The sequence below is a fragment of the Streptomyces sp. NPDC056128 genome, assembly GCF_042263835.1.
Lineage (GTDB): Bacteria > Actinomycetota > Actinomycetes > Streptomycetales > Streptomycetaceae > Streptomyces.
Window position 1 is genome coordinate 50,310 of record NZ_JBHJVQ010000020.1, and the last position, 20,457, is coordinate 70,766.

Consider the following 20,457-nt stretch of genomic DNA (forward strand, 5'->3'; position numbering starts at 1 on the left):
CTGCCCCGGCCCCCGGGCCCCTGGCGGGGGGGCCCCCCGGGGGGGGGGCCCCCCCCCCCGGCATGGCCCCTCGGGGGGTGTGGGGGGGCGGGGGTTCGGCCGAGGCTCAGTCGGCCGAACCGGCGCCGTCCGCATTCTGCCCCATCGGGCGGCCCCGGGACCGGTGAACCCCGTGTGGTTCACGCCTCCTTGGCCCGGTACCTGCGCATCTTGGCGCGCGCCCCGCACACCTGCATCGAGCACCAGCGGCCGCGTCCGGCCGGGCTGCGGTCGTAGTACGCCCAGAGGCAGTCGACGGCCTCGCAGGCCTTCAGCCGGCTCCAGGTGCCCGCGACCAGCGCCTCGGCGACGGCGGCGGCGACGCGGGCGGCCAGGAGGCCCTCCCGGGCCGGGGCGAGGGCGGCGGAGCCGTCGGCGGCGTCGACCGTCACCACCAGCGGAGCCGCGGCCAGCAGCTCGCCGAGCGGGGTCACCGCGCGGTGCGGCGGATGGCCGGCGTGGGCGAGCAGCGTCACGCGCAGGGACTCGCGCAGCTCGCGGGCGTCCGGTACGGCGTCCTCCGCCAGGCCGAACCGCGCCCGGTTCTCCGGCGTGTCCAGCGAGTCGGCGCCCGTCTCGACGTCCAGCGTGTTCACCAGGGCCCGGACCAGCTCCAGACCTCCCGGCGCGGGCGATCTCACACTCATGCTTGCGACGTTACCGCCAATGCGGGAGCATGAGGTAACCGTTACCGGTTACCCGGCCCATGTAGGTAACCACCGCGGACTTCAAGGAGGAAGTCATGGCTGTCGCCGAACTGGGCGTCGTCGTCCTGGACTGTCCCGACCCGCACGCACTGGCCCGCTTCTACGCCGGCGTGCTCGGCGGAACCGTCGAGGACAAGAGCGACGACACCGACGAGTGGGTCGACCTGAACCTGCCCGGCGGGCAGACGCTGGCCTTCCAGGGCTCCCCCGGCTACGTACCGCCGAAGTGGCCCGGGGACGACGGTGCCCAGCAGTTCCACCTCGACCTCGACGTGAAGGACCTCGACGCGGCCGAGAAGGCCGTGCTGGAGCTGGGCGCGCGCCCGCTGGACGCGGAGGACCGCGCCCGCACCTTCCGGGTCTACGCCGACCCTGCCGGGCACCCGTTCTGCCTCTGCGCCTGCTGAGCGCCCGCCGTCGCCCCCGCACACCGCGAGACACCGGGAGGACTACCCATGGCACCCACGGCACCCACGGCACCCGTGGCCCGTTTCCGCTCCGTCGTCGTCGACTGCCCCGAGCCGCGTGAGCTGGCCCGGTTCTACGCAGGGGTCGGCGGCGGGACGCCCGACGGGGAGGATCCGGACTGGGTGGTGCTCCAGGTGCCCGGCGGGCCGCGGCTGGCCTTCCAGCGGGCCCCGGACCTCACCCCTCCGGAGTGGCCGCGCTCCGACCGCAACGCCCAGCAGTTCCACCTCGACTTCGACGGCGGGGCGACCTGGGCCGAGATGGACGCGGCGCACGAGCGGGTGCTCGCGCTGGGCGCCCGGCCGCTGGACCTCGAGGACCGGGAGACGAAGGACTTCATGGTGTACGCCGACCCGGCCGGGCACCCGTTCTGCCTGTGCCGGATCGAGCACCCCTGACCGGACCGGCGCTCAGCCGTCCAGTTCGGCGATCGTCGCCGTCGACGGCTCCCGGCGCTGCTGCACCGCGCGGGCGGTGAAGGCCGCGCCGCGCAGCACGCGCTGGACGTTGCCCCAGGTCAGCAGGGCCACATCCGCCTCGTCCCAGCCACGGCGCAGCAGCTCGGCGATGAGCCGGGGGTAGCAGGAGGCGTCGCCCAGCTCCAGTGGGTGGGCGGCGCCCGAGTCGTAGGTGCCGGACAGACCGACGCTCTCCGGCCCGGCCACCGTGCGGACGTGGTCGAGGTGGTCGGCGACGTCGCGGACGGTCGGGCCGGTCTGCTCGGCGGTCAGCGGCACCATGCACAGCCCGCCGGCCGCGCCCAGCTCGACGAGCAGGTCGTCGGGCAGGTTGGCGGGGTGCGGGCGCAGGGCGCGGGCGGCGGAGCGGGTGCACACGGCCGGCGCCTTGGAGACGGCGAAGGTGCGGCGGATGGTCTCGGCCGAGGCGCCGGAGAGGTCGGCGAGCACGCCGAGCCGGTTCATCTCCCGGACGACCTCCTCGCCGAACCGGGTCAGCCCCGCCTCGCTCGCCCAGGTCACCCCGGACAGCGTCAGCACGCGCAGGCCGAGGGCGTGCAGCGAACGCAGGATGCCGAGGCAGTCGCCGAGGGCGGGGGCGCCCGCGGGACCCGGCAGTACGGCGACCCGGCCGCAGTTGCGGGCGTCGATGGCCTGCCCGGCGTCGTAGGCCAGGCGCAGCCCCTCCGGGTGGGCCCGCACGACCATCTTGACCAGGTCCAGCTGCTCCAGCGTGGCGCCGACCGCGCGGTCCCCGTCGATGGCCTCGGGCAGGTGCAGCGACCACAGCAGCGCGCCCACGTGGCCCTCGCGCAGCCGCGGCACATCGGTGTCGACGGCGCTCTCGCCCAGCTCCAGGTCGTACCAGGGCAGGTGCTTGAGCGCCCAGGGCAGGCCGCTGTAGCCGTCGGCGACGGGATGGGCGGCCAGGACGGCCTGCGCCCGGGTCAGCGGCTCGTCGTCGGGGTCGGACACGGGCGTGTAGGGCTCCGGCGGGAAGGCCTGCGCGGCGAGCGGCTCGGACAGGTCGCCGAGCCCGCCGGCCTCGGTACCGGTGTGCAGGTCGTCCTGGAGGTCTGCCATGGCGCGCTCCGTACGCTCGTTCGTGAGGTACGGCCACCGTCGCACGGAGCGGAAAGGGCTTCCTGGTGGGTGGGGCGTTCGGGGGTACTCCGCTCAGTCGCGGGCCGCCTCGATCACCTCGTCCAGGGTGTCGCGGGAGCGGAGCAGTTCGGCGATGGTCCGGTCGATGCGGGCGCGTTCGGCGGTGAGGTCGGCGACCAGCTTCGGGGTGGCCACGGCCGAGGGGCCGCCGTCGCCGTCGCGCATGCAGGGGAGCAGCCGCGCGATCTTGCTGCTGCACAGTCCGGCCGCGTACAGCTCCTGGATGCGGATGACCCGGTCGACGGCCGCCTCCGCGTAGTCGCGGTGCCCGCCGGGCGTACGGTCGGCCGCGAGCAGCCCCTGCTGCTCGTAGTAGCGCAGCGAGCGTTCGCTGACGCCCGTGCGCCGGGCCAGTTCACCGATCCGCATCCCCACGCCTCCCCGTTCCGGACCTGCTCCGGACCTGCTCCGGACTTGAATCTGACATCAGTGTCAGGTTCTAGCGTACGGGCATGTCGCACGCAACAGAACTCTTCGCACCCGCCCGGCTCGGCCCGCTCACCCTCCCCAACCGGCTCCTGATGGCCCCGCTGACCCGCAACCGCGCCGAGGCCGACGGCACCCCCACCTCCCTCATGACGACTTACTACGCCCAGCGCGCCACCGCCGGTCTGATCATCGCGGAGGCCGCGACGCCCAACGCGGTCGGGCAGACATACCCGAACATCACCGCCGTCCACAGCGCGCGGCACGTGGCCGGCTGGCGCCAGGTCACCGAGGCCGTGCGGGACGCGGGCGGGCGGATGTTCCTCCAACTCCAGCACGGCGGCCGGGTCGGGCACCCCGCGACCAGCGGACTGACGCCCGTCGCGCCCTCGCCGGTGCCGCTGCCCGAGACGATCTTCACGCCAGAAGGGCACCGCCCGGCTGTCGTCCCGAGGGAGATGACCGCCGAGGACATCCGCACCACCGTCGCCGACTTCGCCCGCGCCGCCCGCAACGCGCTGGACGCCGGGTTCGAGGGCGTGGAGGTGCATTCCGCCAACGGCCACCTGCTGCACCAGTTCCTGGCCGCCAACACCAACCGCCGCACCGACGGCTACGGCGGTCCGGCCGCCGCGCGGATCCGGTTCACGGCCGAGGTGGTGGAGGCCGTGGCCGCCGAGATCGGCGCCGAGCGGACGGGCCTGCGGGTCTCGCCCGGCAACACGGTCAACGGCATCGCGGAGGGCGAGACCGAGGAGATCTACCCGGCGCTCGCCGAGCGGCTCGGCGGACTCGGGCTCGCGTATCTGCACCTCGTGCACGCCGACCCGGACGCCCCCGTGTTCGGGCGGCTCCGCGCCGGATGGCCCGGGGTGCTGATCGCCAACCCGGTCCTGGGCGAGGGGTTCGGCACGGACACCGTGCGGCACGCCTCCGAGCGGCTGCTGCGGGCAGGCGCCGACCTGATCGCCCTGGGCAGGCCATTCCTCGCCAACCCCGACCTGGTGGCGCGGCTGCGGACCGGCGCCCCGCTGAACCCGGTGCGCGAGCGCTACCTGATGTACGTGGGCGGGGCCACCGGTTACACCGACTACCCCGCCCTCGGACCCGTGCGGCCGGCCTCCGCTCAGCCGTCCAGTTCGTCGAGCGTCGCGTTGGACGGGCCGCGCGTGGCCTGAAGGCCCCGGGCCACGTCCTCGGCGTCGCCCAGCACCCGGACCGCGTTCTTCCAGGTCACCTTGGACAGGTCGGCCTTGGACCAGCCGCGGTCGAGCAGTTCGGCGATGAGGTTCGGGTAGCCCGCGACGTCGCCGAGGCCGTCCGGGGTGAAGGGCGTGCCGTCGTAGTCGCCGCCGATGCCGAGGTGGTCGACGCCCGCGACCTCGCGCATGTGGTCGAGGTGGTCGGCGACCACGGCCACCGTGGCCACCGGGCGCGGGGTGGTCTCCTCGAAGGCGCGGTGGACCTTCATCGCCTCGGGGCTGCTGTCCAGGTGGTGGAAGCCGTGCGCCCGCATGTTGTCGTCGGCGGCGGCCGTCCAGTCCACGGCCGCCTGGAGCACGAACTTCGGCACGAACGTCACCATCGCGACGCCGCCGTTTGCGGGCAACCGCTCCAAGACGTCGTCCGGGATGTTGCGCGGGTGGTCGCAGACGGCCCGGGACGAGGAGTGCGAGAAGATCACCGGCGCCGTCGAGGCGTCCAGCGCGTCGCGCATCGTCGTCGCCGCCACGTGCGAGAGGTCGACCAGCATGCCCTCGCGGTTCATCTCCCGCACGACCTCGCGGCCGAAGGCCGACAGGCCGCCGACGCCGGGCTCGTCGGTCGCAGAGTCCGCCCACGCGACGTTGTCGTTGTGGGTGAGCGTCATGTAGCGCACGCCGAGCGCGTACAGGGCGCGCAGGGTGGCCAGCGAGTTGTCGATGGAGTGGCCGCCCTCGGCGCCCATCAGCGACGCGATGCGGCCGTCGGCCCGCGCGGCCTCCATGTCGGCGGCGGTGAGCGCGGCCCGCAGGTCCCCGGGGTGGCGGTCGATCAGCCGCCGTACGCAGTCGATCTGCTCCAGGGTCGCCGTCACCGCGCCCGGCAGGTCGGAGCGGACGTACACCGACCAGTACTGCGCGCCGACGCCGCCGGCCCGCAGCCGGGCCAGGTCGGTGTGCAGGTGGGCGGACTGGTCGGAGGCGATGTCGCGGGCGTCGAGGTCGTAGCGGACCTGCTCGCGCAGCGCCCAGGGCAGGTCGTTGTGCCCGTCGACGACGGGGAACTCGCGCAGCAGTTCCCGGGCCTGGTCCAGCGAGGTCATCCGCGTCCCTTCGGTCACTGTCCGTCCGTCACTTTCCGAATCCGAAGCCGGCCGCGGAGCCCTCGACCTTGTTGCGCAGCCGCTTGCCCTTCTCGGTGGCCTGGTCGTTCAGCTCCTGCTGGAACTCGCGCATGCGGCCCTGCAGTTCCTCGTCGTGCGCGGCGAGGATGCGGGCGGCCAGCAGACCGGCGTTGCGGGCTCCGCCCACGGAGACGGTGGCGACGGGAACGCCCGCCGGCATCTGCACGATGGACAGGAGGCTGTCCATGCCGTCCAGGTACTTCAGCGGCACCGGCACGCCGATGACCGGCAGCGGGGTGACCGAGGCGAGCATGCCGGGCAGGTGGGCGGCGCCCCCGGCTCCGGCGATGATCGCCTTGAGTCCGCGTCCGGCGGCCTGCTCGCCGTACGCGATCATCTCGTGCGGCATGCGGTGCGCCGAGACGACGTCGACCTCGTAGGCGATCTCGAACTCGTCGAGGGCCTTCGCGGCGGCCTCCATGACGGGCCAGTCGGAGTCCGACCCCATGACGATGCCGACAACTGGGCTCATTCGGTGATCGTCCCTCTCAGGTAGCCGGCAGCGTGACGGGCGCGCTCCAGCACGTCGTCCAGGTCGTCGCCGTAGGTGTTCACGTGGCCGACCTTGCGGCCGGGCTTCACGTCCTTGCCGTACATGTGGATCTTCAGCTGGGGGTCGCGCGCCATGCAGTGCAGGTACGCGGAGTACATGTCCGGGTAGTCGCCGCCGAGGACGTTGACCATGACCGTCCACTTGGCGCGCGGGCGCGGGTCGCCGAGGGGGAGGTCGAGAACGGCGCGGACGTGGTTGGCGAACTGCGAGGTGATCGCGCCGTCCATCGTCCAGTGGCCGGAGTTGTGCGGGCGCATCGCCAGTTCGTTGACGAGGACGCGGCCGTCGCGGGTCTGGAACAGCTCGACGGCGAGGTGGCCGACGACGCCGAGTTCCTTGGCGATGCTGAGCGCCATCTCCTCGGCGTGCAGGGCCAGCGCCTCGTCGAGGTCGGGGGCGGGCGCGATCACCGTGTCGCAGACGCCCTTGACCTGCTGGGACTCGACGACCGGGTAGGCCACCGCCTGGCCGTGCGGGGAGCGCACCACGTTGGCGGCCAGCTCGCGGACGAAGTCGACCTTCTCCTCCGCCAGCACGGGCACGCCGGCGCGGAAGGGGTCGGCGGCCTCCTCGACGGAGTCCACGACCCACACGCCCTTGCCGTCATAGCCGCCGCGCACTGTCTTGAGGACCACGGGGAAACCGTCGCCCTCCGCCGCGAAGGCGGCCACGTCGGCCGGATCGCGCACGATCCGGTGCCGTGGGCAGGGCACGCCGATCGCGTCGAGTTTCGCGCGCATCACGCCCTTGTCCTGGGCGTGCACGAGCGCCTCGGGGCCCGGACGGACGGGGATGCCGTCCGCCTCCAGGGCCTTGAGGTGCTCGGTCGGCACGTGCTCGTGATCGAAGGTGATCACGTCACAGCCGCGCGCGAACTCGCGCAGCGTGTCCAGATCGCGATAGTCGCCGATGACGACTTCGTTCACGACCTGCGCCGCAGAGTCCTGGGGTGTGTCACTGAGAAGCTTGAACCTGATGCCCAACGGGATGCCCGCCTCGTGTGTCATACGAGCGAGCTGGCCACCGCCGACCATACCGACTACGGGGAACGTCACACCCCTAGCGTATCGGCCGCGCGGAGCCCACCTGTTTACCGGCCGTTTCCCGCCCCTCCGGCCGCCCGTTCCGGACCCCCTCAGGTCTCTCGGCAGGAAGATCGCGCGTCCGGGTGGTTAGCATGAACAGATTGACGCCAACCGATGGACGGGGGCCTGCACGACCATGGAACGTGGTTCCTCGGGTGCTCATATGGCTCCCCCCGCTCCCCCCGCGCCCCGCGGCGCGCTGCGGGAGCGGATAGACCGGCTGACGCGTGAGGTCGTGAAGTTCGGCGCGGTGGGCGGCGCGGGAGTGCTGGTCAACCTCCTCGTCTTCAACTTCGTGCGGCACGTGACCGACCTCCAGGTGGTGCGGGCCAGCATCGTGGCGACGATCGTCGCGATCATCTTCAACTACGTGGGCTTCCGCTACTTCACCTACCGCGACCGCGACAAGAGCCGCCGGACCCGTGAGATGTCGCTGTTCCTGCTGTTCAGCGCGGTCGGACTGGTGATCGAGAACGGTGTGCTCTACACGGCGACGTACGGCTTCGGCTGGGACAGCCCGCTGCAGAGCAACATCTTCAAGTTCCTCGGCATCGGGCTCGGCACGCTCTTCCGCTTCTGGTCGTACCGCACCTGGGTCTTCCGCACGCTGCCCGCCCGTCCGCCGGTGACCCGCGCGGAGTCCTTCCGGGAGCGCGAGCACCCGACCCCGGTGCCCACCTCCGACGGCACCCCCGCGGCCCACCGCTGAGCACGCCCCGCGGCGCCCCGCGGCGCCCCCTAGCGCACCGTGCCGCCCGAGTCCCCGGACGACTTCTTCGGGGGCGGGGTGCGGGACAGGAACAGTCCGAAGACCGGGGGGCGGCCCTGGAGCAGTTCCAGGCGGCCGCCGTCCGCCTCGGCCAGGTCGCGGGCGACGGCGAGACCGATGCCCGTCGAGTTCCGGCCGCTGATCGCGCGCTCGAAGATCCGCGCCCCCAGGTCGCCCGGGACGCCGGGGCCCTCGTCGGTGACCTCCACGACCGCCTGGTTACCGGTCACCCGGGTCCGCAGGGCCACCGTGCCGCCGCCGTGCATCAGGGAGTTCTCGATCAGCGCGGCCAGCACCTGCGCCACGGCGCCCGGCGTGCCCACGGCCGTCAGATGCCGCTTGCCGGAGCTGACGATGGCCCGGCCCTCGCTGCGGTAGGCGGGACGCCACTCGGCGATCTGCTGCTGGATGACGTCGTCCAGCTCGAAGGTGACGGCGGAGCCGCTGCGCGGGTCGCGCGAGTTGGTCAGCAGCCGGTCCACGACGTCCGTCAGCCGCTCCACCTGCGACAGCGCGATCGTCGCCTCCTCCTTCACCGTCTCCGGCTCGTCGGTGAGGGTGATCTCCTCCAGCCGCATGGACAGCGCGGTCAGCGGCGTACGCAGCTGGTGGGAGGCGTCGGCGGCCAGGCGGCGCTCGGCGGTGAGCATCCGGGCGATGCGCTCGGCGGAGGAGTCCAGCACGTCCGCGACCCGGTCCAGCTCGGGGACGCCGTACCGCTTGTGCCGCGGGCGCGGATCGCCGGAGCCGAGGCGCTCGGCGGTCTCGGCGAGGTCGGTGAGCGGGGAGGCGAGGCGGTTGGCCTGCCGGATCGCCAGCAGGACGGCGGCGACCACGGCGAGCAGCGCCACCAGGCCGATGATCAGCAGGGTGCGGCCGACCTCCCGGGTCACCGAAGAACTCGGCTCCTCGACGAGGACGGTCTCGCCCTCCTCACCGGTGGCCGTGCCCCGCAGCACCTCACCCGTCGGCTTGCTGCCGACCTCGATGACCGGCTCGCCGGGGATGCGGATCACGGCGTACCGGGCGTCCCGGATCTGCTCGCGCAGGAACTTCGCGTCGACGGAACCGGTGCCGATCAGCCTGCTGTCCACGATGCTGGCCAGCCGCACCGCCTCCAGGTCGACCCGTTCCTGGGCGGTGCTGCTGATCGTCCGGGTCTCCACGATCACGAGGGAGACGCCGAAGACGGCGATCACGACGAGCACCACGGCGAGCGTGGACTGGATCAGTCGGCGGCGCATGTCCTCATACCCGAACTACCCGTAAGGCCCCTCGGGGCTCGCTCAGTTCTTCTCGAAACGGAAACCCACGCCGCGCACGGTGGCGATGTAGCGGGGGTTCGCCGCGTCGTCGCCCAGCTTCTTGCGCAGCCAGGAGATGTGCATGTCCAGGGTCTTGGTCGACGACCACCAGGTGGTGTCCCAGACCTCGCGCATCAGCTGGTCGCGCGTGACGACCCGGCCGGCGTCGCGCACCAGCACCCGCAGCAGGTCGAACTCCTTGGCGGTGAGCTGCAGCTCCTCCTCGCCCATCCAGGCCCGGTGCGACTCCACGTCGATCCGCACGCCGTGCGTGGCGGGCGGCTGCGGGGGCTCGACGGCACCGCGCCGCAGCAGGGCGCGGACCCGGGCGAGCAGCTCGGCGAGGCGGAAGGGCTTGGTGACGTAGTCGTCGGCGCCCGCGTCCAGGCCGACCACGGTGTCCACCTCGTCGGCGCGCGCGGTCAGGATCAGGATCGGTACGGCGTGGCCCTCGGAGCGCAGCCGCCGGGCGACCTCCAGACCGTCCATGCCCGGCAGACCCAGGTCCAGCACGACCAGGTCGATGCCGCCCTGGAGCCCGGCGTCGAGTGCCGCGGGTCCGTCCTCACGCACCTCGACCTCGTACCCTTCCCGGCGCAGGGCGCGGGCCAGCGGCTCCGAGATGGACGCGTCGTCCTCGGCGAGCAGTACACGGGTCATGAGCTGATGGTAGACCGCTCGGAGCAACGCCCGGGGCGTGATCCCCTTCCGGACGCCGACCGGACGCCGACGGGACGCCGACCCCCGGCTCGGCCCTGCGGCTGTGGGATGCCATCCTGGAATGGACCTTCGAATGATCGTTCGCGGTTCCGGAATCACCTGTGATCCGTGTCTCAAGTCCTTCCATACCGGGCGGTGTCCTGCCGTATGGTGAATCAGCGCCTGTAGCACCCAGGGGACCTTTGGCGACAGTTCGACGCTGAAGGTCTCTTTTGTGTGCGGGCCGGCCCAGGGCCGGCCTCGAAAGGAATGACCTGTGGCCGGGCCTCGAAGCGTGCGGTGACGCGCGGGGAGGCGTGGATCCCGGTGGCCGCCGTCCACCGCTCCGTGATCCGGAGCGGAATCCCTCAGGCGTGGGGTGGGCGGGTGACGGCCGCCGGTGCCGGCCGCCCCCCACCGGGCGCGCATCGCCTCATGAGCGCGTCCCGACCAGCAAGGATCGACCATGGCGTCCAGCCTGACGAAGGACTCGGTCTCACCGGGCACCCCCGGCTCCGAGAAGACCTTCTTCGGCCACCCCCGCGGACTGGCCACACTCTTCATGACCGAGATGTGGGAGCGTTTCTCCTACTACGGCATGAGGGCTCTGCTCCCGCTGTACCTTGTCGCCCCGGGTGGCCTCGGCCTCGGCGCCGGCACCGCGACCGCGATCTACTCGGTGTACCTCTCGCTGGTGTACCTGCTGACCATGCCGGGCGGCTGGTTCGGCGACCGCGTCTGGGGTCCCCGCAAGACCGTCGCCGTCGCCGGCGGCGTGATCATGCTCGGCCACCTCACCCTGGCGCTGCCGTCCTCCGGCACGTTCTACGCGGGCCTCGGCCTGGTCGCCATAGGCTCGGGCCTGCTCAAGGCCAACATCTCCACGATGGTCGGCCAGCTCTACGACGGCCCCGACGACCCGCGCCGCGACGGTGGCTTCACCGTCTTCTACATGGGCATCAACCTCGGTGCCTTCGCGGCGCCGCTGATCATCGGCACCATCGGCGAGAACGTCAACTGGCACCTGGGCTTCGCGCTCGCCGCGGTCGGCATGGGCCTGGGCGTGATCCAGTTCCTGCTCGGCAGCCGCCACCTGGCGCCCCACTCCAGCACGGTCCCGAAGCCGCTGTCGGCCGAGGAGCGGACCTCGACGCTGCGCAAGGCCGCCTTCTGGGCCGCGCTCGCCGTCGTCTTCTACGCGATCGTCGGCTTCTCGGGGAACTACACCCTGAACTGGATCCTGGTCCCGCTGACCCTGCTCGGCGTGATCATCCCGGTGCTGGTGCTGACCAACATCAAGCGCGACAAGTCCCTGGACCGCGCCGAGCAGTCCAAGATGTCGGCGTACATCTGGTTCTTCGTCGCCGCGGCCGTGTTCTGGATGATCTACGACCAGGGCGGCTCGACCCTCGCGATCTTCGCCGACTCCTCCACGAACACCAGCGTCCTCGGCTGGGACTTCCCGGTCTCCTGGTTCCAGTCGGTCAACCCGGTCATCATCATGGCCCTGGCGCCGGTCTTCGCGATGACGTGGCTGGCGCTCGCCCGCCGCGGCAAGGAGCCGAGCACGATCGTGAAGTTCTCGTTCGGCCTGGTCCTGGTCGGCGCGTCCTTCTTCCTCTTCCTGGCCCCGCTGGCCATCGCGGACGGCGGACACAAGGCGGCGGCCCTGTGGCTGGTGGCGATCTACTTCGTCCAGACCTGCGGTGAGCTGCTGCTCTCCCCGGTCGGTCTGTCGGTCACCACGAAGATGGCGCCCGTGAAGTACGCCTCGCAGATGATGGGCGTCTGGTTCCTGGCCGTCACCGCCGGTGACGCCACGACCGGCCTGCTGTCCATCGCCGGCGTGGACCTGAACAAGACGGGCATCGTGGCCGCGGAGGCGACCCTCGCGGTCGTCGCCGGCCTCGCGATCTGGATGTACCGCAAGCGCGTCAAGGAGCTCATGGGCGACGTGCGCTGAGGCCCGCCGGCCGAGCCTCTCCTCGGAAGGGTCACCGCGTCCCGGGTGGACGCGGTGGCCCTTTCGGCTTTCCGGAGGCCGCCCCGGCCCCCTCTCTCTAGCCCAACCAGGTCTGATCCCCGCCCGCCCCTCCCTCCCCCGGTGCGTCCACGTGGCCGATGCGAGCCGTACGGACGATGTTGGTGGGCGGCGTGTGCCGCGCCGGTGAGGCGATGCGGCACCGGACGGGTACGAGAGCGAGGGAGCCGCGATGTCGGAACTGTTCGTCGACGGAGAGTGGACCGGCGCCGTGGGCGGGGCGCGACGGGACGTGGTCAACCCGTTCGACGCGTCCGTCGTGCAGCAGGTCGACGAGGCGGACGAGGCCGACGTCGACCTCGCCGTACGGGCCGCCCGGCGTGCCTTCGACCGGGGCGACTGGTCGTCGGCGCCCACCCGCGAGCGGGCCGACGTGCTGCTCAGGGTGGCGAGCTTCCTGCTGCGCGACCAGGAGGAGATCGCCCACGTCGAGTCGCTGGACACCGGCAAGACCCTCAAAGAGGCGCGGATCGACGTGGAGGACGTCTCCAACGCGTTCCGCTACTTCGCCGAGATCGCCGACAAGGACGGCGGCCGGGTCGTGGACGTGGGCCCCGACGTGCTCAGCCGGGTCGTCTACCAGCCCATCGGGGTCTGCGCGCTGATCGCGCCGTGGAACTACCCGATGCTCCAGGCGTCCTGGAAGGTCGCCCCGGCCCTGGCCGCGGGCAACACCTTCGTGCTCAAGCCCAGCGAGACGACCCCGCTGTCCACGATCCACATGATCCGCCTGATCGCCGAGGCGGGGGCCCCGCCCGGCGTCGCCAACCTGGTGCTCGGCCCCGGCTCCACCGTGGGCGCGGCGATGTCCGCCCACGAGGACGTGGACCTGGTCTCCTTCACCGGCGGCCTGGCCACCGGGCGCCGGATCATGGAGGCGTGCGCGCCGGACGTGAAGAACCTCGCGCTGGAGCTGGGCGGCAAGAACCCCAACGTGGTCTTCGCCGACTGCGACTTCGACGCCGCCCTCGACTACGCGCTCGACGCCTCGTTCCTGCACTCGGGGCAGGTCTGCTCGGCCGGTTCGCGGTTGATCGTGCAGGACGAGCTGCACGACCGGTTCGTGGAGCGGCTGGCCGCCCGCGCGCGGACCATCCGGCTGGGCAGCGGCCTCGACCCGGCGACCGAGAGCGGGCCGCTCAGCTCGGCGGAGCACCGCGCGAAGGTCGAGAGCTACCTGGAGATCGCCCGCGCCGAGGGCGCCCGCCTGGTCTGCGGCGGTACCCGGCCGGACGACCCGGAGCTCTCCCGCGGCTTCTTCCTGCTGCCCACGATCTACGCCGACTGCGACCGCTCCATGCGCATCGTGCAGGAGGAGGTCTTCGGGCCCGTCGTCACGGTGGAACGCTTCCGCACCGAGGACGAGGCCGTTCAGCTCGCCAACGACACGCGGTACGGCCTGGCCGGCGGCGTCTGGACGAGCGACGCGTCCCGCGCCCAGCGGGTCGCCGGACGGCTGCGGCACGGCACCGTCTGGATCAACGACTTCCACCCCTACCTGCCCCAGGCGGAGTGGGGCGGCTTCGGCCGCTCCGGGATCGGCCGTGAGCTCGGGCCCACCGGGCTGCGCGAGTACCAGGAGGCCAAGCACATCTACCAGAACCTGCGGCCGGCCCCTTCCGGCTGGTTCAAGGGCTGACCGGACAGGGCGAGAGAGGGCGACGCATGGACGACGAGACGACGACCTACGACTACCTGATCATCGGCGGCGGCACGGCGGGCTCGGTGCTGGCCGCGCGACTGAGCGAGGACCCGGCCTGCCGGGTGTGCGTGGTGGAAGGAGGTCCCAGCGACGTCGGCGACGAGCGCATCCTGCGGCTGCGCAACTGGATCAACCTGCTCGGCTCCGAGTTCGACTACGGCTACACCACCGTGGAGCAGCCGCGCGGCAACTCGCACATCCTGCACTCCCGCGCCCGCGTGCTCGGCGGCTGCTCCTCGCACAACACGCTGATCAGCTTCCTGCCCTTCCCCGAGGACCTCGACGAGTGGGCGGCCCGCGGCTGCGACGGCTGGGGGCCCGAGACGATCCTGCCGTACCGGCAGCGGCTGCAGAACACGATCGTTCCCGTCGGCGCCGCCGACCGCAATCCGATCGCCCAGGACTTCGTCACCGCCGCCGCCGGCCGGCTCGGCGTCCCGGTCGTGGAGGACTTCAACGCCCGCCCCTTCACCGACGGCACCGGCTTCTTCTCCCTGGCGTACGACCCGGAGACCAACATCCGCTCCTCGGCCTCGGTCGCCTACCTGCACCCCGTCCTGGACCGGCCGAACCTGACGCTGCGTCTGGAGACCTGGGCGTACCGGCTGCTGCCCGACAGCGAGGGCCGCTTCACCCGCGTCCAGGTCCGCAACCCCGACGGCTCCCTGTCGACGCTGGAGGCCGAGGCGGAGGTCCTGCTGTGCGCCGGGGCCATCGACACGCCGCGGCTGCTCATGCTCTCCGGCATCGGCCCCGCCGACCACCTGCGCGACCTGGGCATCGAGGTCCGCGCGGACCTGCCCGGGGTGGGCGAGAACCTGCTGGACCACCCCGAGTCGGTGATCGTGTGGGAGACCCGCGGACCGCTGCCGCCCAACTCGGCCATGGACTCCGACGCCGGCCTCTTCGTCCGCCGCGACCCGGCGGGCGGTCCCCGCCCGGACCTGATGTTCCACTTCTACCAGGTGCCGTTCACGGTCAACACCGAACGGCTGGGCTACCCGGCCCCGCAGCACGGCGTCTGCATGACCCCGAACGTGCCGCGCGCCCGTTCCGTCGGCCGCATGTGGCTGACCAGCGCCGACCCGGAGGTCAAACCGGCGCTGGACTTCCGCTACTTCACCGACCCGGACGGACACGACGAGCGCACCGTCGTCGACGGTCTGCGGATCGCACGCGAGGTGGCGGCCACCGCCCCGCTCAGCGACTGGCTGCTGCGCGAGGTGGCCCCCGGTCCGGACGTGACGTCGGACGCGGACCTGTCCGAGTACGGGCGCCGCGCCGCGCACACCGTGTACCACCCGGCGGGCACCTGCCGGATGGGAGCCGACGACGATCCGCTCGCGGTGCTCGATCCGCAGCTCAGGCTGCGCGGGCACGACGGGCTGCGTGTCGTGGACGCGTCCGTCTTCCCGACGATGCCGACGATCAACCCGATGGTCACGGTGCTGCTGGCCGCCGAGCGCGCGGCGGACCTCATCACCGCGCGGCCCGCCCCGCGTCCGCTGACGACGGAAGGACAGGAACGGTGACCAACCCAGCGATGCCGGGCGGCGCCGCGGACTCCGGCCCCCAGGAGGGCGAGTCGGAGTTCCGCAAGGAGATGGGCCCGTGGGCGAACTTCGCCCTCGGCTTCACCTATCTGTCCCCGGTCGTGAGCACGTACACGCTGTTCGGCACGGCCCTCGCCGACGGCGGCCCGCCGATGATCTGGGCGTTCGTGCTGGCGGGCTGCGGTCAGTTCCTCGTCGCCCTGGTCTTCGGCGAGGTCGTCGCGCAGTACCCGATCGCGGGCGGGGTCTACCCGTGGGCGCGGCGGCTGTGGGGCAAGCGCTGGGCGTGGATGACCGGGTGGGTGTACCTCTGGGCGCTGCTCGTCACGATCACCTCGGTCGCCTACGGTGCCGGGCCCTACATCGCCATCCTGCTCGGTTACGACGCCACCGTGCACACCACGGTGCTGTGCACGATCGCCCTGATCGTCATCGCCGTGCTCATCAACTACGCGGGCACCAAGGCCCTGTCGTGGGCCGCGCTGATCGGCTTCAGCGCGGAGCTGATCGGCGCGCTCGCCGTCGGCATCATCCTGCTCACCACGCACCGCTTCCACGGCCTCGGCGTCCTCTTCGACGACTACGGCGCCGCCGGCGACAGCTCCTACCTGCCCGTCTTCCTCGGGGCGGCGATCATCGGCTTCTACCAGTACTACGGTTTCGAGGCGTGCGGGGACGTCGCCGAGGAGGTGGCGCATCCCGGCAAGGTCATCCCCAAGGCGATGCGGCGCACCATCTACGTCGGCGGGGCGGCGGCGACGTTCACCTGTCTGACGCTGCTGCTGGCGGTCGTGGACTACCGCGCGGTGATCTCGGGCGAGGACTCCGACCCGGTGGTCCGGGTGCTGTTCGACGCCCTCGGGGAGGCCGGTGCGCGGCTGGTGATGGCCGTGGTGCTGATCTCGTTCCTGTCCTGCACGATCAGCCTGCAGGCCGCGGCGGGGCGGCTGATCTACTCGTACGCCCGGGACGAGATGATCATCGGCCACAAGCTGCTGCGGAAGTTCTCACCGAAGCGCGCGGTGCCCGAGTACGCGCTGCTGCTGGCCGCCGTCATCCCGGCCCTGATCGCGGTGGGCTCGCTGATCTCCGAGGACGCCCTCACCAAGATCGTCTCGTTCGCGATCCTCGGCATCTACGCGGCGTTCCAGATGGTCGTCCTCGCCGCGCTGCGGGCCCGCCTCAAGGGCTGGCGGCCGAGCGGCGAGTTCCGGCTGGGCCGCTGGGGCCTGCTGGTGAACGCCGGGGCGCTCGCCTACGGCCTCTTCGCCATCATCAACATCTCCTGGCCGCGCACGCCGGACGTCCCCTGGTACGACAACTGGATCGTGCTGCTCAGCGGCGGCATCGTGCTGGCGGTGGGCCTCCTGTACATGTTCACGACCCACCACTACGGCCGCAGCGACGCCCCGGCGGGAGTCGCGATCCCGGACCGGGACGGCGCGAACGCGGGCGGGGGGAAGGCGAACCCGGACTAGGCCGGTGCTCCCAGCTCCGCCCACACCCGCTTGCCGGCCACTCCCGGTGTCCGGACGACGCCCCAGTCCAGGCAGAGCCGCTGCACGATGAACATGCCGTGTCCGCCGGGGCGTCCGGCCCGGTGCGGTGTGCGCGGGGCCGGCTGGCCGGTACCGCGGTCGGAGACCTCCAGCCGGATCACCTTCTTCTCGCAGGTGATCCGCAGCTCGTCCGGTCCCTCGGCGTGCAGACAGGCGTTGGTGACCAGCTCGGAGACCACGAGCAGTACGTCCTCGGCGGCGGCCCGCTGGTCCGCGGTGGCGGAGGGCAGCCAGCCCCACGCGTACAGCGCCTCGCGGGTGAAGTCACGGGCGAGCGGGACGACCCCGCTCGCGTCCTCGAAGTTCAGCAGGCGGACCTGCCGCCCGCCCCCGGAGGCGGGTCCGGGCGCGGCCGCAGCCGCGGTCCCGGAAGCTGTCGGGGCCGTGCCCGCGGGCACGGGCACGGGAACGCCCATCACGGCGGCCTGCCCGGCGGGCACGCCCCCCTCGGACTCCCCGGTCCCGGGCACGCCCCCCTCGGGCGCCCCGGAAGCGCCACCGGACTCCGGACCGCGGTCGCCCGGCGAGTAGGGCCGGGTGGTGCTCATCAGCGCTTCACCTCACCGATCCACCAGTTCACATTTCAAAGTCTTGGACAGGAAAGTCGTACAGCCGACTCAGGGTCTCTCCTGCCCGACCGGGCCGTCCGAACACCCCTGTATTCGGCACGAAACACGGGACGAGGCGAAAACGCCCGTCCCGTGAGGCGCACGAAACCCGCCGACGGCCGGACAAGAACCAGCTCAGTCGGACTCGTCGGCCAGGGCGGCCGCAAGCGTGTCGTGCAGGGTGAAGACCGCTTCGGCCCCCGTGATCTCGAACACACGGGCCACCACCGGCTGCATGGCCACCAGATGCACACCGCCCCCTGCGGCCTCCGCCTTCAGCCGCGCGCCGAGCAGGACGTTGAGTCCCGTGGAGTCGCAGAACTCCAGGCGCGAGCAGTCGACGACAAGCCGGTTGAATCCCTTGGCGAGGCACTCCTCCAGCGGCTCGCGCAACAGATCGGCGGTGTGGTGATCCAACTCACCCGCCGGGGTCACGACGGCACTGGGGCCCTCTTCCCGTACCTCGACCAGAAGCCGGCCCGACTGGGCACTGCCGACCGTCCCGCGGTCCATGCCGTTTCTCTCTCCCGAGGTCATGACTGCTTGCTGACGACCTCGAACACTACGCCTTCCCAACGCACTCCGACACCCGAACAACCGCACACAAACGGACATAAGTGTACAGAACACACTTGCGATCGCCTCGGTAAACCCGGTAGGCCTAGGAGGACACGTAAAACGACACGGCCGGCTTTGGAGGCGCCGCACACCGCAGTGCACGCAATTGGCTTCGGCAGCCGTATGCCGAGAACGATGGAGGACACCATGTCACCCCGGCTCGACGGATCGCGTACCCAAGAAGCGACGTCGACACTCCCTCCGGAACATCTGGATCCCATCGAGCACCCCGACGCCGTCGTCGACCACGACGGCGCACTCGCCGGGCTTCCGGACATCCCCGCGTACGACGAGGTGGCTCCGGCGGACGCCAGGGCCCTGTCCAAGACCCTCTTCGGGCGACTCGAGTCGCTGGAGGAAGGCACCCACGAGTACGCGTACGTACGCAACACGCTCGTCGAGCTGAACCTGGCCCTGGTCAAGTTCGCCGCCTCCCGCTTCCGCTCGCGCAGCGAGCCGATGGAGGACATCATCCAGGTCGGCACGATCGGCCTGATCAAGGCGATCGACCGCTTCGAGCTGTCGCGCGGTGTGGAGTTCCCCACGTTCGCGATGCCGACCATCATCGGCGAGATCAAGCGCTTCTTCCGCGACACCTCGTGGTCCGTGCGCGTCCCGCGCCGCCTCCAGGAGCTGCGGCTCGACCTGGCCAAGGCCGGCGACGAGCTGGCCCAGCGGCTCGACCGCGCCCCCACGGTGACCGAGCTGGCCGAGCACCTCGGCCTGTCCAAGGACGAGGTCGTCGAGGGCATGGCGGCGTCGAACGCCTACACCGCCTCCTCGCTGGACGCCCAGCCGGAGGAGGACGACGCCGAGGGCGCGCTCGCCGACCGCATCGGCTACGAGGACCACGGGCTCGAGGGCATCGAGTACGTCGAGTCGCTGAAGCCGCTGATCGCCGAGCTGCCCGCCCGGGACCGGAAGATCCTCTCCCTCCGCTTCGTCGCGGGCATGACCCAGTCGGAGATCGGCGAGGAGCTGGGCATCTCCCAGATGCACGTGTCGCGGCTGCTGTCGCGCACTCTCGTACGGCTGCGCAAGGGGCTCACGGTCGAGGAGTGATCCTCACCGGGTGACGCTTGCCCTCCAGGGGGGTGGTCCGAGGCCGGGCCGCCCCCCTTCGGGCTGCTCAGACCACGCGTACGCCGTGCCGCCAGACCCCGCTGACCAGCGGCACGCCCGGCCGGTAGGCGAGGTGCACGTGGCTCGGGGCGTCGAGGAGCGTCAGGTCGGCGTACGCGCCCGGTGTGAGGCGGCCGACGTCGTCCCGGCGCAGCGCGGCGGCGCCGCCCGCGGTGGCCGACCAGACCGCCTCGTCCGGCGTCATCCCCATGTCCCGCACCGCGAGCGCGACGCAGAACGGCACGGAGGACGTGAAGGACGAGCCGGGGTTGCAGTCGGTGGACAGCGCGACCGTCACCCCCGCGTCGACCAGGCGCCGGGCGTCCGGCCACTCGGCGCGGGTGGAGAACTCGGCGCCCGGAAGGAGCGTGGCGACCGTCCTGCTGCCCGCCAGCGCGTCCACGTCGGCGTCGGTGAGGTGGGTGCAGTGGTCGGCGCTGGCGGCGTCGAGTTCGACCGCGAGCTGGACGCCTGGGCCGTAGGAGAGCTGGTTGGCGTGGACGCGGGGGTGCAGACCCTTGGCCTTGCCCGCGGTGAGGATCGCGCGGGCCTGGTCGCCGTCGAAGGCGCCCTTCTCGCAGAACACGTCGATCCAGCGGGCGTGCGGGGCGCAGGCGTCGAGCATCTCGCCGGTGACGAGGGCGACGTAGGCGGCGGGGTCGTCGGCGAGTTCGGGGGCGACGATGTGGGCGCCGAGGAAGGTGACCTCGTCGGTGTGGCGGGCCGCGACGCGCAGGGCGCGGGACTCGTCGGCGGTGGTCAGGCCGTAGCCGGACTTGGTCTCGAAGGTCGTCGTGCCCTGGCGCAGGGCCTCCGCGAGGTAGCGGGTGAGGCCCGCCTCCAGCTCCGCGTCGCCGGCGGCGCGGGTGGCGGCGACGGTGGTGCGGATGCCGCCGGCGCTGTAGGGGCGGCCGGACATGCGGGCGTTGAACTCCTCGGTGCGGTCGCCGCCGAAGAGGAGGTGCGAGTGCGAGTCGACGAAACCGGGCAGGACCGCCCGGCCGCCGGCGTCGACCCGGTTGTCAGTGGCGGGTGCTTTGCTTGATTCACCGGTCCACGCGACGCGGTCGCCGTCGATGACGACGGCCGCGTCCCGGACCAGTCCGAGCGGGGAGTTGTCACCGAGGGAGGGGTCGTTGGTGACGAGTGCGGCGATGTTGGTGATGACGGTGCTGGTACTCATGGCGTCCGTGGCG

Annotated in this window: 20 protein-coding genes; 9 read left to right on the forward strand and 11 right to left on the reverse strand. The window is 71.9% G+C overall.

Translation table 11 applies throughout. The annotated features are described in order from the left end of the window. Window positions 1-179 precede the first annotated feature (179 nt). A complete protein-coding gene (locus ACFC1X_RS28505; protein WP_376358621.1) occupies window positions 180-686 on the reverse strand; it encodes a CGNR zinc finger domain-containing protein in 507 nt (168 codons plus the stop codon). 95 nt (window positions 687-781) lie between these two features. Here ACFC1X_RS28505 and ACFC1X_RS28510 point away from each other — a divergent pair, with 95 nt between their 5' ends. Continuing rightward, window positions 782-1,153 carry a VOC family protein gene (locus ACFC1X_RS28510; RefSeq protein ID WP_376358623.1) on the forward strand — a complete coding sequence of 124 codons (372 nt, stop codon included), beginning with the start codon at window positions 782-784 and terminating at the stop codon, window positions 1,151-1,153. A 48-nt stretch (window positions 1,154-1,201) separates the two neighbouring features. Continuing rightward, window positions 1,202-1,612: a VOC family protein gene (locus tag ACFC1X_RS28515; RefSeq protein WP_376358626.1), complete on the forward strand. Its 411-nt coding sequence runs from the start codon at window positions 1,202-1,204 to the stop codon at window positions 1,610-1,612. Window positions 1,613-1,624: 12 nt separating this feature from the next. Here the strand turns inward: ACFC1X_RS28515 and ACFC1X_RS28520 are convergent, their stop codons facing one another. Both ACFC1X_RS28520 and ACFC1X_RS28525 read right to left on the reverse strand, forming a co-directional pair. Beyond that, a complete protein-coding gene (locus tag ACFC1X_RS28520; protein WP_376358629.1) occupies window positions 1,625-2,755 on the reverse strand; it encodes a dipeptidase in 1,131 nt (376 codons plus the stop codon). Between the two features lie 93 nt (window positions 2,756-2,848). Beyond that, entirely contained in the window at window positions 2,849-3,205 is a 357-nt protein-coding gene (locus ACFC1X_RS28525; protein WP_376358632.1) for a MerR family transcriptional regulator, read from the reverse strand. Window positions 3,206-3,288: 83 nt separating this feature from the next. Between ACFC1X_RS28525 and ACFC1X_RS28530 the strand changes: the two genes are divergently transcribed. Continuing rightward, entirely contained in the window at window positions 3,289-4,440 is a 1,152-nt protein-coding gene (locus ACFC1X_RS28530; protein WP_376358635.1) for an alkene reductase, read from the forward strand. Here the strand turns inward: ACFC1X_RS28530 and ACFC1X_RS28535 are convergent. From ACFC1X_RS28535 to ACFC1X_RS28545, 3 genes are read right to left on the reverse strand one after another with little or no spacing between them, the layout of a single operon-like run. Further along, entirely contained in the window at window positions 4,389-5,567 is a 1,179-nt protein-coding gene (locus ACFC1X_RS28535) for a dipeptidase (protein ID WP_376358638.1), read from the reverse strand. The two genes, ACFC1X_RS28530 and ACFC1X_RS28535, sit on opposite strands and share 52 nt — an antisense overlap. A gap of 28 nt (window positions 5,568-5,595) precedes the next feature. Beyond that, window positions 5,596-6,120: a 5-(carboxyamino)imidazole ribonucleotide mutase gene (gene purE, locus ACFC1X_RS28540; RefSeq protein ID WP_376358641.1), complete on the reverse strand. Its 525-nt coding sequence runs from the start codon at window positions 6,118-6,120 to the stop codon at window positions 5,596-5,598. After that, a complete protein-coding gene (locus ACFC1X_RS28545) occupies window positions 6,117-7,256 on the reverse strand; it encodes a 5-(carboxyamino)imidazole ribonucleotide synthase (protein WP_376358644.1) in 1,140 nt (379 codons plus the stop codon). Before ACFC1X_RS28545 ends, purE begins: the two co-directional genes overlap by 4 nt. Window positions 7,257-7,422: 166 nt before the next feature. Here ACFC1X_RS28545 and ACFC1X_RS28550 point away from each other — a divergent pair, with 166 nt between their 5' ends. Further along, entirely contained in the window at window positions 7,423-7,995 is a 573-nt protein-coding gene (locus ACFC1X_RS28550) for a GtrA family protein (protein WP_376358647.1), read from the forward strand. Between the two features lie 29 nt (window positions 7,996-8,024). On the opposite strand, the gene draK is transcribed toward ACFC1X_RS28550, so the two are convergent. Both draK and ACFC1X_RS28560 read right to left on the reverse strand, forming a co-directional pair. After that, complete coding sequence (draK, locus tag ACFC1X_RS28555) at window positions 8,025-9,299, reverse strand: two-component system sensor histidine kinase DraK (protein ID WP_376358650.1); 1,275 nt, start codon at window positions 9,297-9,299, stop codon at window positions 8,025-8,027. Between the two features lie 42 nt (window positions 9,300-9,341). Next, window positions 9,342-10,019 carry a response regulator transcription factor gene (locus ACFC1X_RS28560; protein ID WP_125491337.1) on the reverse strand — a complete coding sequence of 226 codons (678 nt, stop codon included), beginning with the start codon at window positions 10,017-10,019 and terminating at the stop codon, window positions 9,342-9,344. Window positions 10,020-10,524: 505 nt separating this feature from the next. On the opposite strand from ACFC1X_RS28560, the gene ACFC1X_RS28565 reads away from it, so the two are divergent. The 4 genes from ACFC1X_RS28565 to ACFC1X_RS28580 all read left to right on the forward strand — a co-directional run bounded on the left by ACFC1X_RS28565 (window position 10,525) and on the right by ACFC1X_RS28580 (window position 16,832). Further along, complete coding sequence (locus ACFC1X_RS28565; protein WP_376358654.1) at window positions 10,525-12,021, forward strand: oligopeptide:H+ symporter; 1,497 nt, start codon at window positions 10,525-10,527, stop codon at window positions 12,019-12,021. Window positions 12,022-12,271: 250 nt separating this feature from the next. Next, a complete protein-coding gene (locus tag ACFC1X_RS28570; RefSeq protein WP_376358657.1) occupies window positions 12,272-13,738 on the forward strand; it encodes an aldehyde dehydrogenase family protein in 1,467 nt (488 codons plus the stop codon). A 26-nt stretch (window positions 13,739-13,764) separates the two neighbouring features. After that, window positions 13,765-15,333, forward strand: coding sequence for a GMC family oxidoreductase (locus ACFC1X_RS28575; RefSeq protein ID WP_376358660.1), 1,569 nt, complete (start codon window positions 13,765-13,767; stop codon window positions 15,331-15,333). Further along, the gene (locus ACFC1X_RS28580) at window positions 15,330-16,832 is read left to right on the forward strand and encodes an APC family permease (protein ID WP_376358663.1); all 1,503 of its coding nucleotides are present in this window, start codon (window positions 15,330-15,332) and stop codon (window positions 16,830-16,832) included. The genes ACFC1X_RS28575 and ACFC1X_RS28580 overlap by 4 nt, the downstream gene beginning before the upstream one ends. Here ACFC1X_RS28580 and ACFC1X_RS28585 read toward each other — a convergent pair. Next, window positions 16,829-17,461 carry an ATP-binding protein gene (locus tag ACFC1X_RS28585; RefSeq protein ID WP_376358666.1) on the reverse strand — a complete coding sequence of 211 codons (633 nt, stop codon included), beginning with the start codon at window positions 17,459-17,461 and terminating at the stop codon, window positions 16,829-16,831. The genes ACFC1X_RS28580 and ACFC1X_RS28585 overlap by 4 nt on opposite strands. A gap of 195 nt (window positions 17,462-17,656) precedes the next feature. Continuing rightward, window positions 17,657-18,034: an STAS domain-containing protein gene (locus tag ACFC1X_RS28590; RefSeq protein WP_352369448.1), complete on the reverse strand. Its 378-nt coding sequence runs from the start codon at window positions 18,032-18,034 to the stop codon at window positions 17,657-17,659. A gap of 252 nt (window positions 18,035-18,286) precedes the next feature. Between ACFC1X_RS28590 and ACFC1X_RS28595 the strand changes: the two genes are divergently transcribed. Beyond that, complete coding sequence (locus ACFC1X_RS28595; protein WP_376358669.1) at window positions 18,287-19,201, forward strand: RNA polymerase sigma factor SigF; 915 nt, start codon at window positions 18,287-18,289, stop codon at window positions 19,199-19,201. A gap of 67 nt (window positions 19,202-19,268) precedes the next feature. Here ACFC1X_RS28595 and hutI read toward each other — a convergent pair whose 3' ends face one another. Continuing rightward, a complete protein-coding gene (hutI, locus tag ACFC1X_RS28600) occupies window positions 19,269-20,444 on the reverse strand; it encodes an imidazolonepropionase (protein WP_376358672.1) in 1,176 nt (391 codons plus the stop codon). Window positions 20,445-20,457: the final 13 nt, after the last annotated feature.

Bases quoted from the DNA above. Each gene is read 5' to 3' on its own strand.
- ACFC1X_RS28525 (WP_376358632.1), bottom strand. From the start codon at position 3,205: ATGCGGATCGGTGAACTGGCCCGGCGCACGGGCGTCAGCGAACGCTCG.
- ACFC1X_RS28520 (WP_376358629.1), bottom strand. From the start codon at position 2,755: ATGGCAGACCTCCAGGACGACCTGCACACCGGTACCGAGGCCGGCGGG.
- ACFC1X_RS28505 (WP_376358621.1), bottom strand. From the start codon at position 686: ATGAGTGTGAGATCGCCCGCGCCGGGAGGTCTGGAGCTGGTCCGGGCC.
- draK (WP_376358650.1), bottom strand. From the start codon at position 9,299: ATGCGCCGCCGACTGATCCAGTCCACGCTCGCCGTGGTGCTCGTCGTG.
- ACFC1X_RS28560 (WP_125491337.1), bottom strand. From the start codon at position 10,019: ATGACCCGTGTACTGCTCGCCGAGGACGACGCGTCCATCTCGGAGCCG.
- ACFC1X_RS28510 (WP_376358623.1), top strand. From the start codon at position 782: ATGGCTGTCGCCGAACTGGGCGTCGTCGTCCTGGACTGTCCCGACCCG.
- ACFC1X_RS28515 (WP_376358626.1), top strand. From the start codon at position 1,202: ATGGCACCCACGGCACCCACGGCACCCGTGGCCCGTTTCCGCTCCGTC.
- ACFC1X_RS28570 (WP_376358657.1), top strand. From the start codon at position 12,272: ATGTCGGAACTGTTCGTCGACGGAGAGTGGACCGGCGCCGTGGGCGGG.
- ACFC1X_RS28590 (WP_352369448.1), bottom strand. From the start codon at position 18,034: ATGGACCGCGGGACGGTCGGCAGTGCCCAGTCGGGCCGGCTTCTGGTC.
- ACFC1X_RS28565 (WP_376358654.1), top strand. From the start codon at position 10,525: ATGGCGTCCAGCCTGACGAAGGACTCGGTCTCACCGGGCACCCCCGGC.
- ACFC1X_RS28585 (WP_376358666.1), bottom strand. From the start codon at position 17,461: ATGAGCACCACCCGGCCCTACTCGCCGGGCGACCGCGGTCCGGAGTCC.
- ACFC1X_RS28575 (WP_376358660.1), top strand. From the start codon at position 13,765: ATGGACGACGAGACGACGACCTACGACTACCTGATCATCGGCGGCGGC.
- ACFC1X_RS28550 (WP_376358647.1), top strand. From the start codon at position 7,423: ATGGAACGTGGTTCCTCGGGTGCTCATATGGCTCCCCCCGCTCCCCCC.
- ACFC1X_RS28530 (WP_376358635.1), top strand. From the start codon at position 3,289: ATGTCGCACGCAACAGAACTCTTCGCACCCGCCCGGCTCGGCCCGCTC.
- purE (WP_376358641.1), bottom strand. From the start codon at position 6,120: ATGAGCCCAGTTGTCGGCATCGTCATGGGGTCGGACTCCGACTGGCCC.
- ACFC1X_RS28535 (WP_376358638.1), bottom strand. From the start codon at position 5,567: ATGACCTCGCTGGACCAGGCCCGGGAACTGCTGCGCGAGTTCCCCGTC.
- ACFC1X_RS28595 (WP_376358669.1), top strand. From the start codon at position 18,287: ATGTCACCCCGGCTCGACGGATCGCGTACCCAAGAAGCGACGTCGACA.
- hutI (WP_376358672.1), bottom strand. From the start codon at position 20,444: ATGAGTACCAGCACCGTCATCACCAACATCGCCGCACTCGTCACCAAC.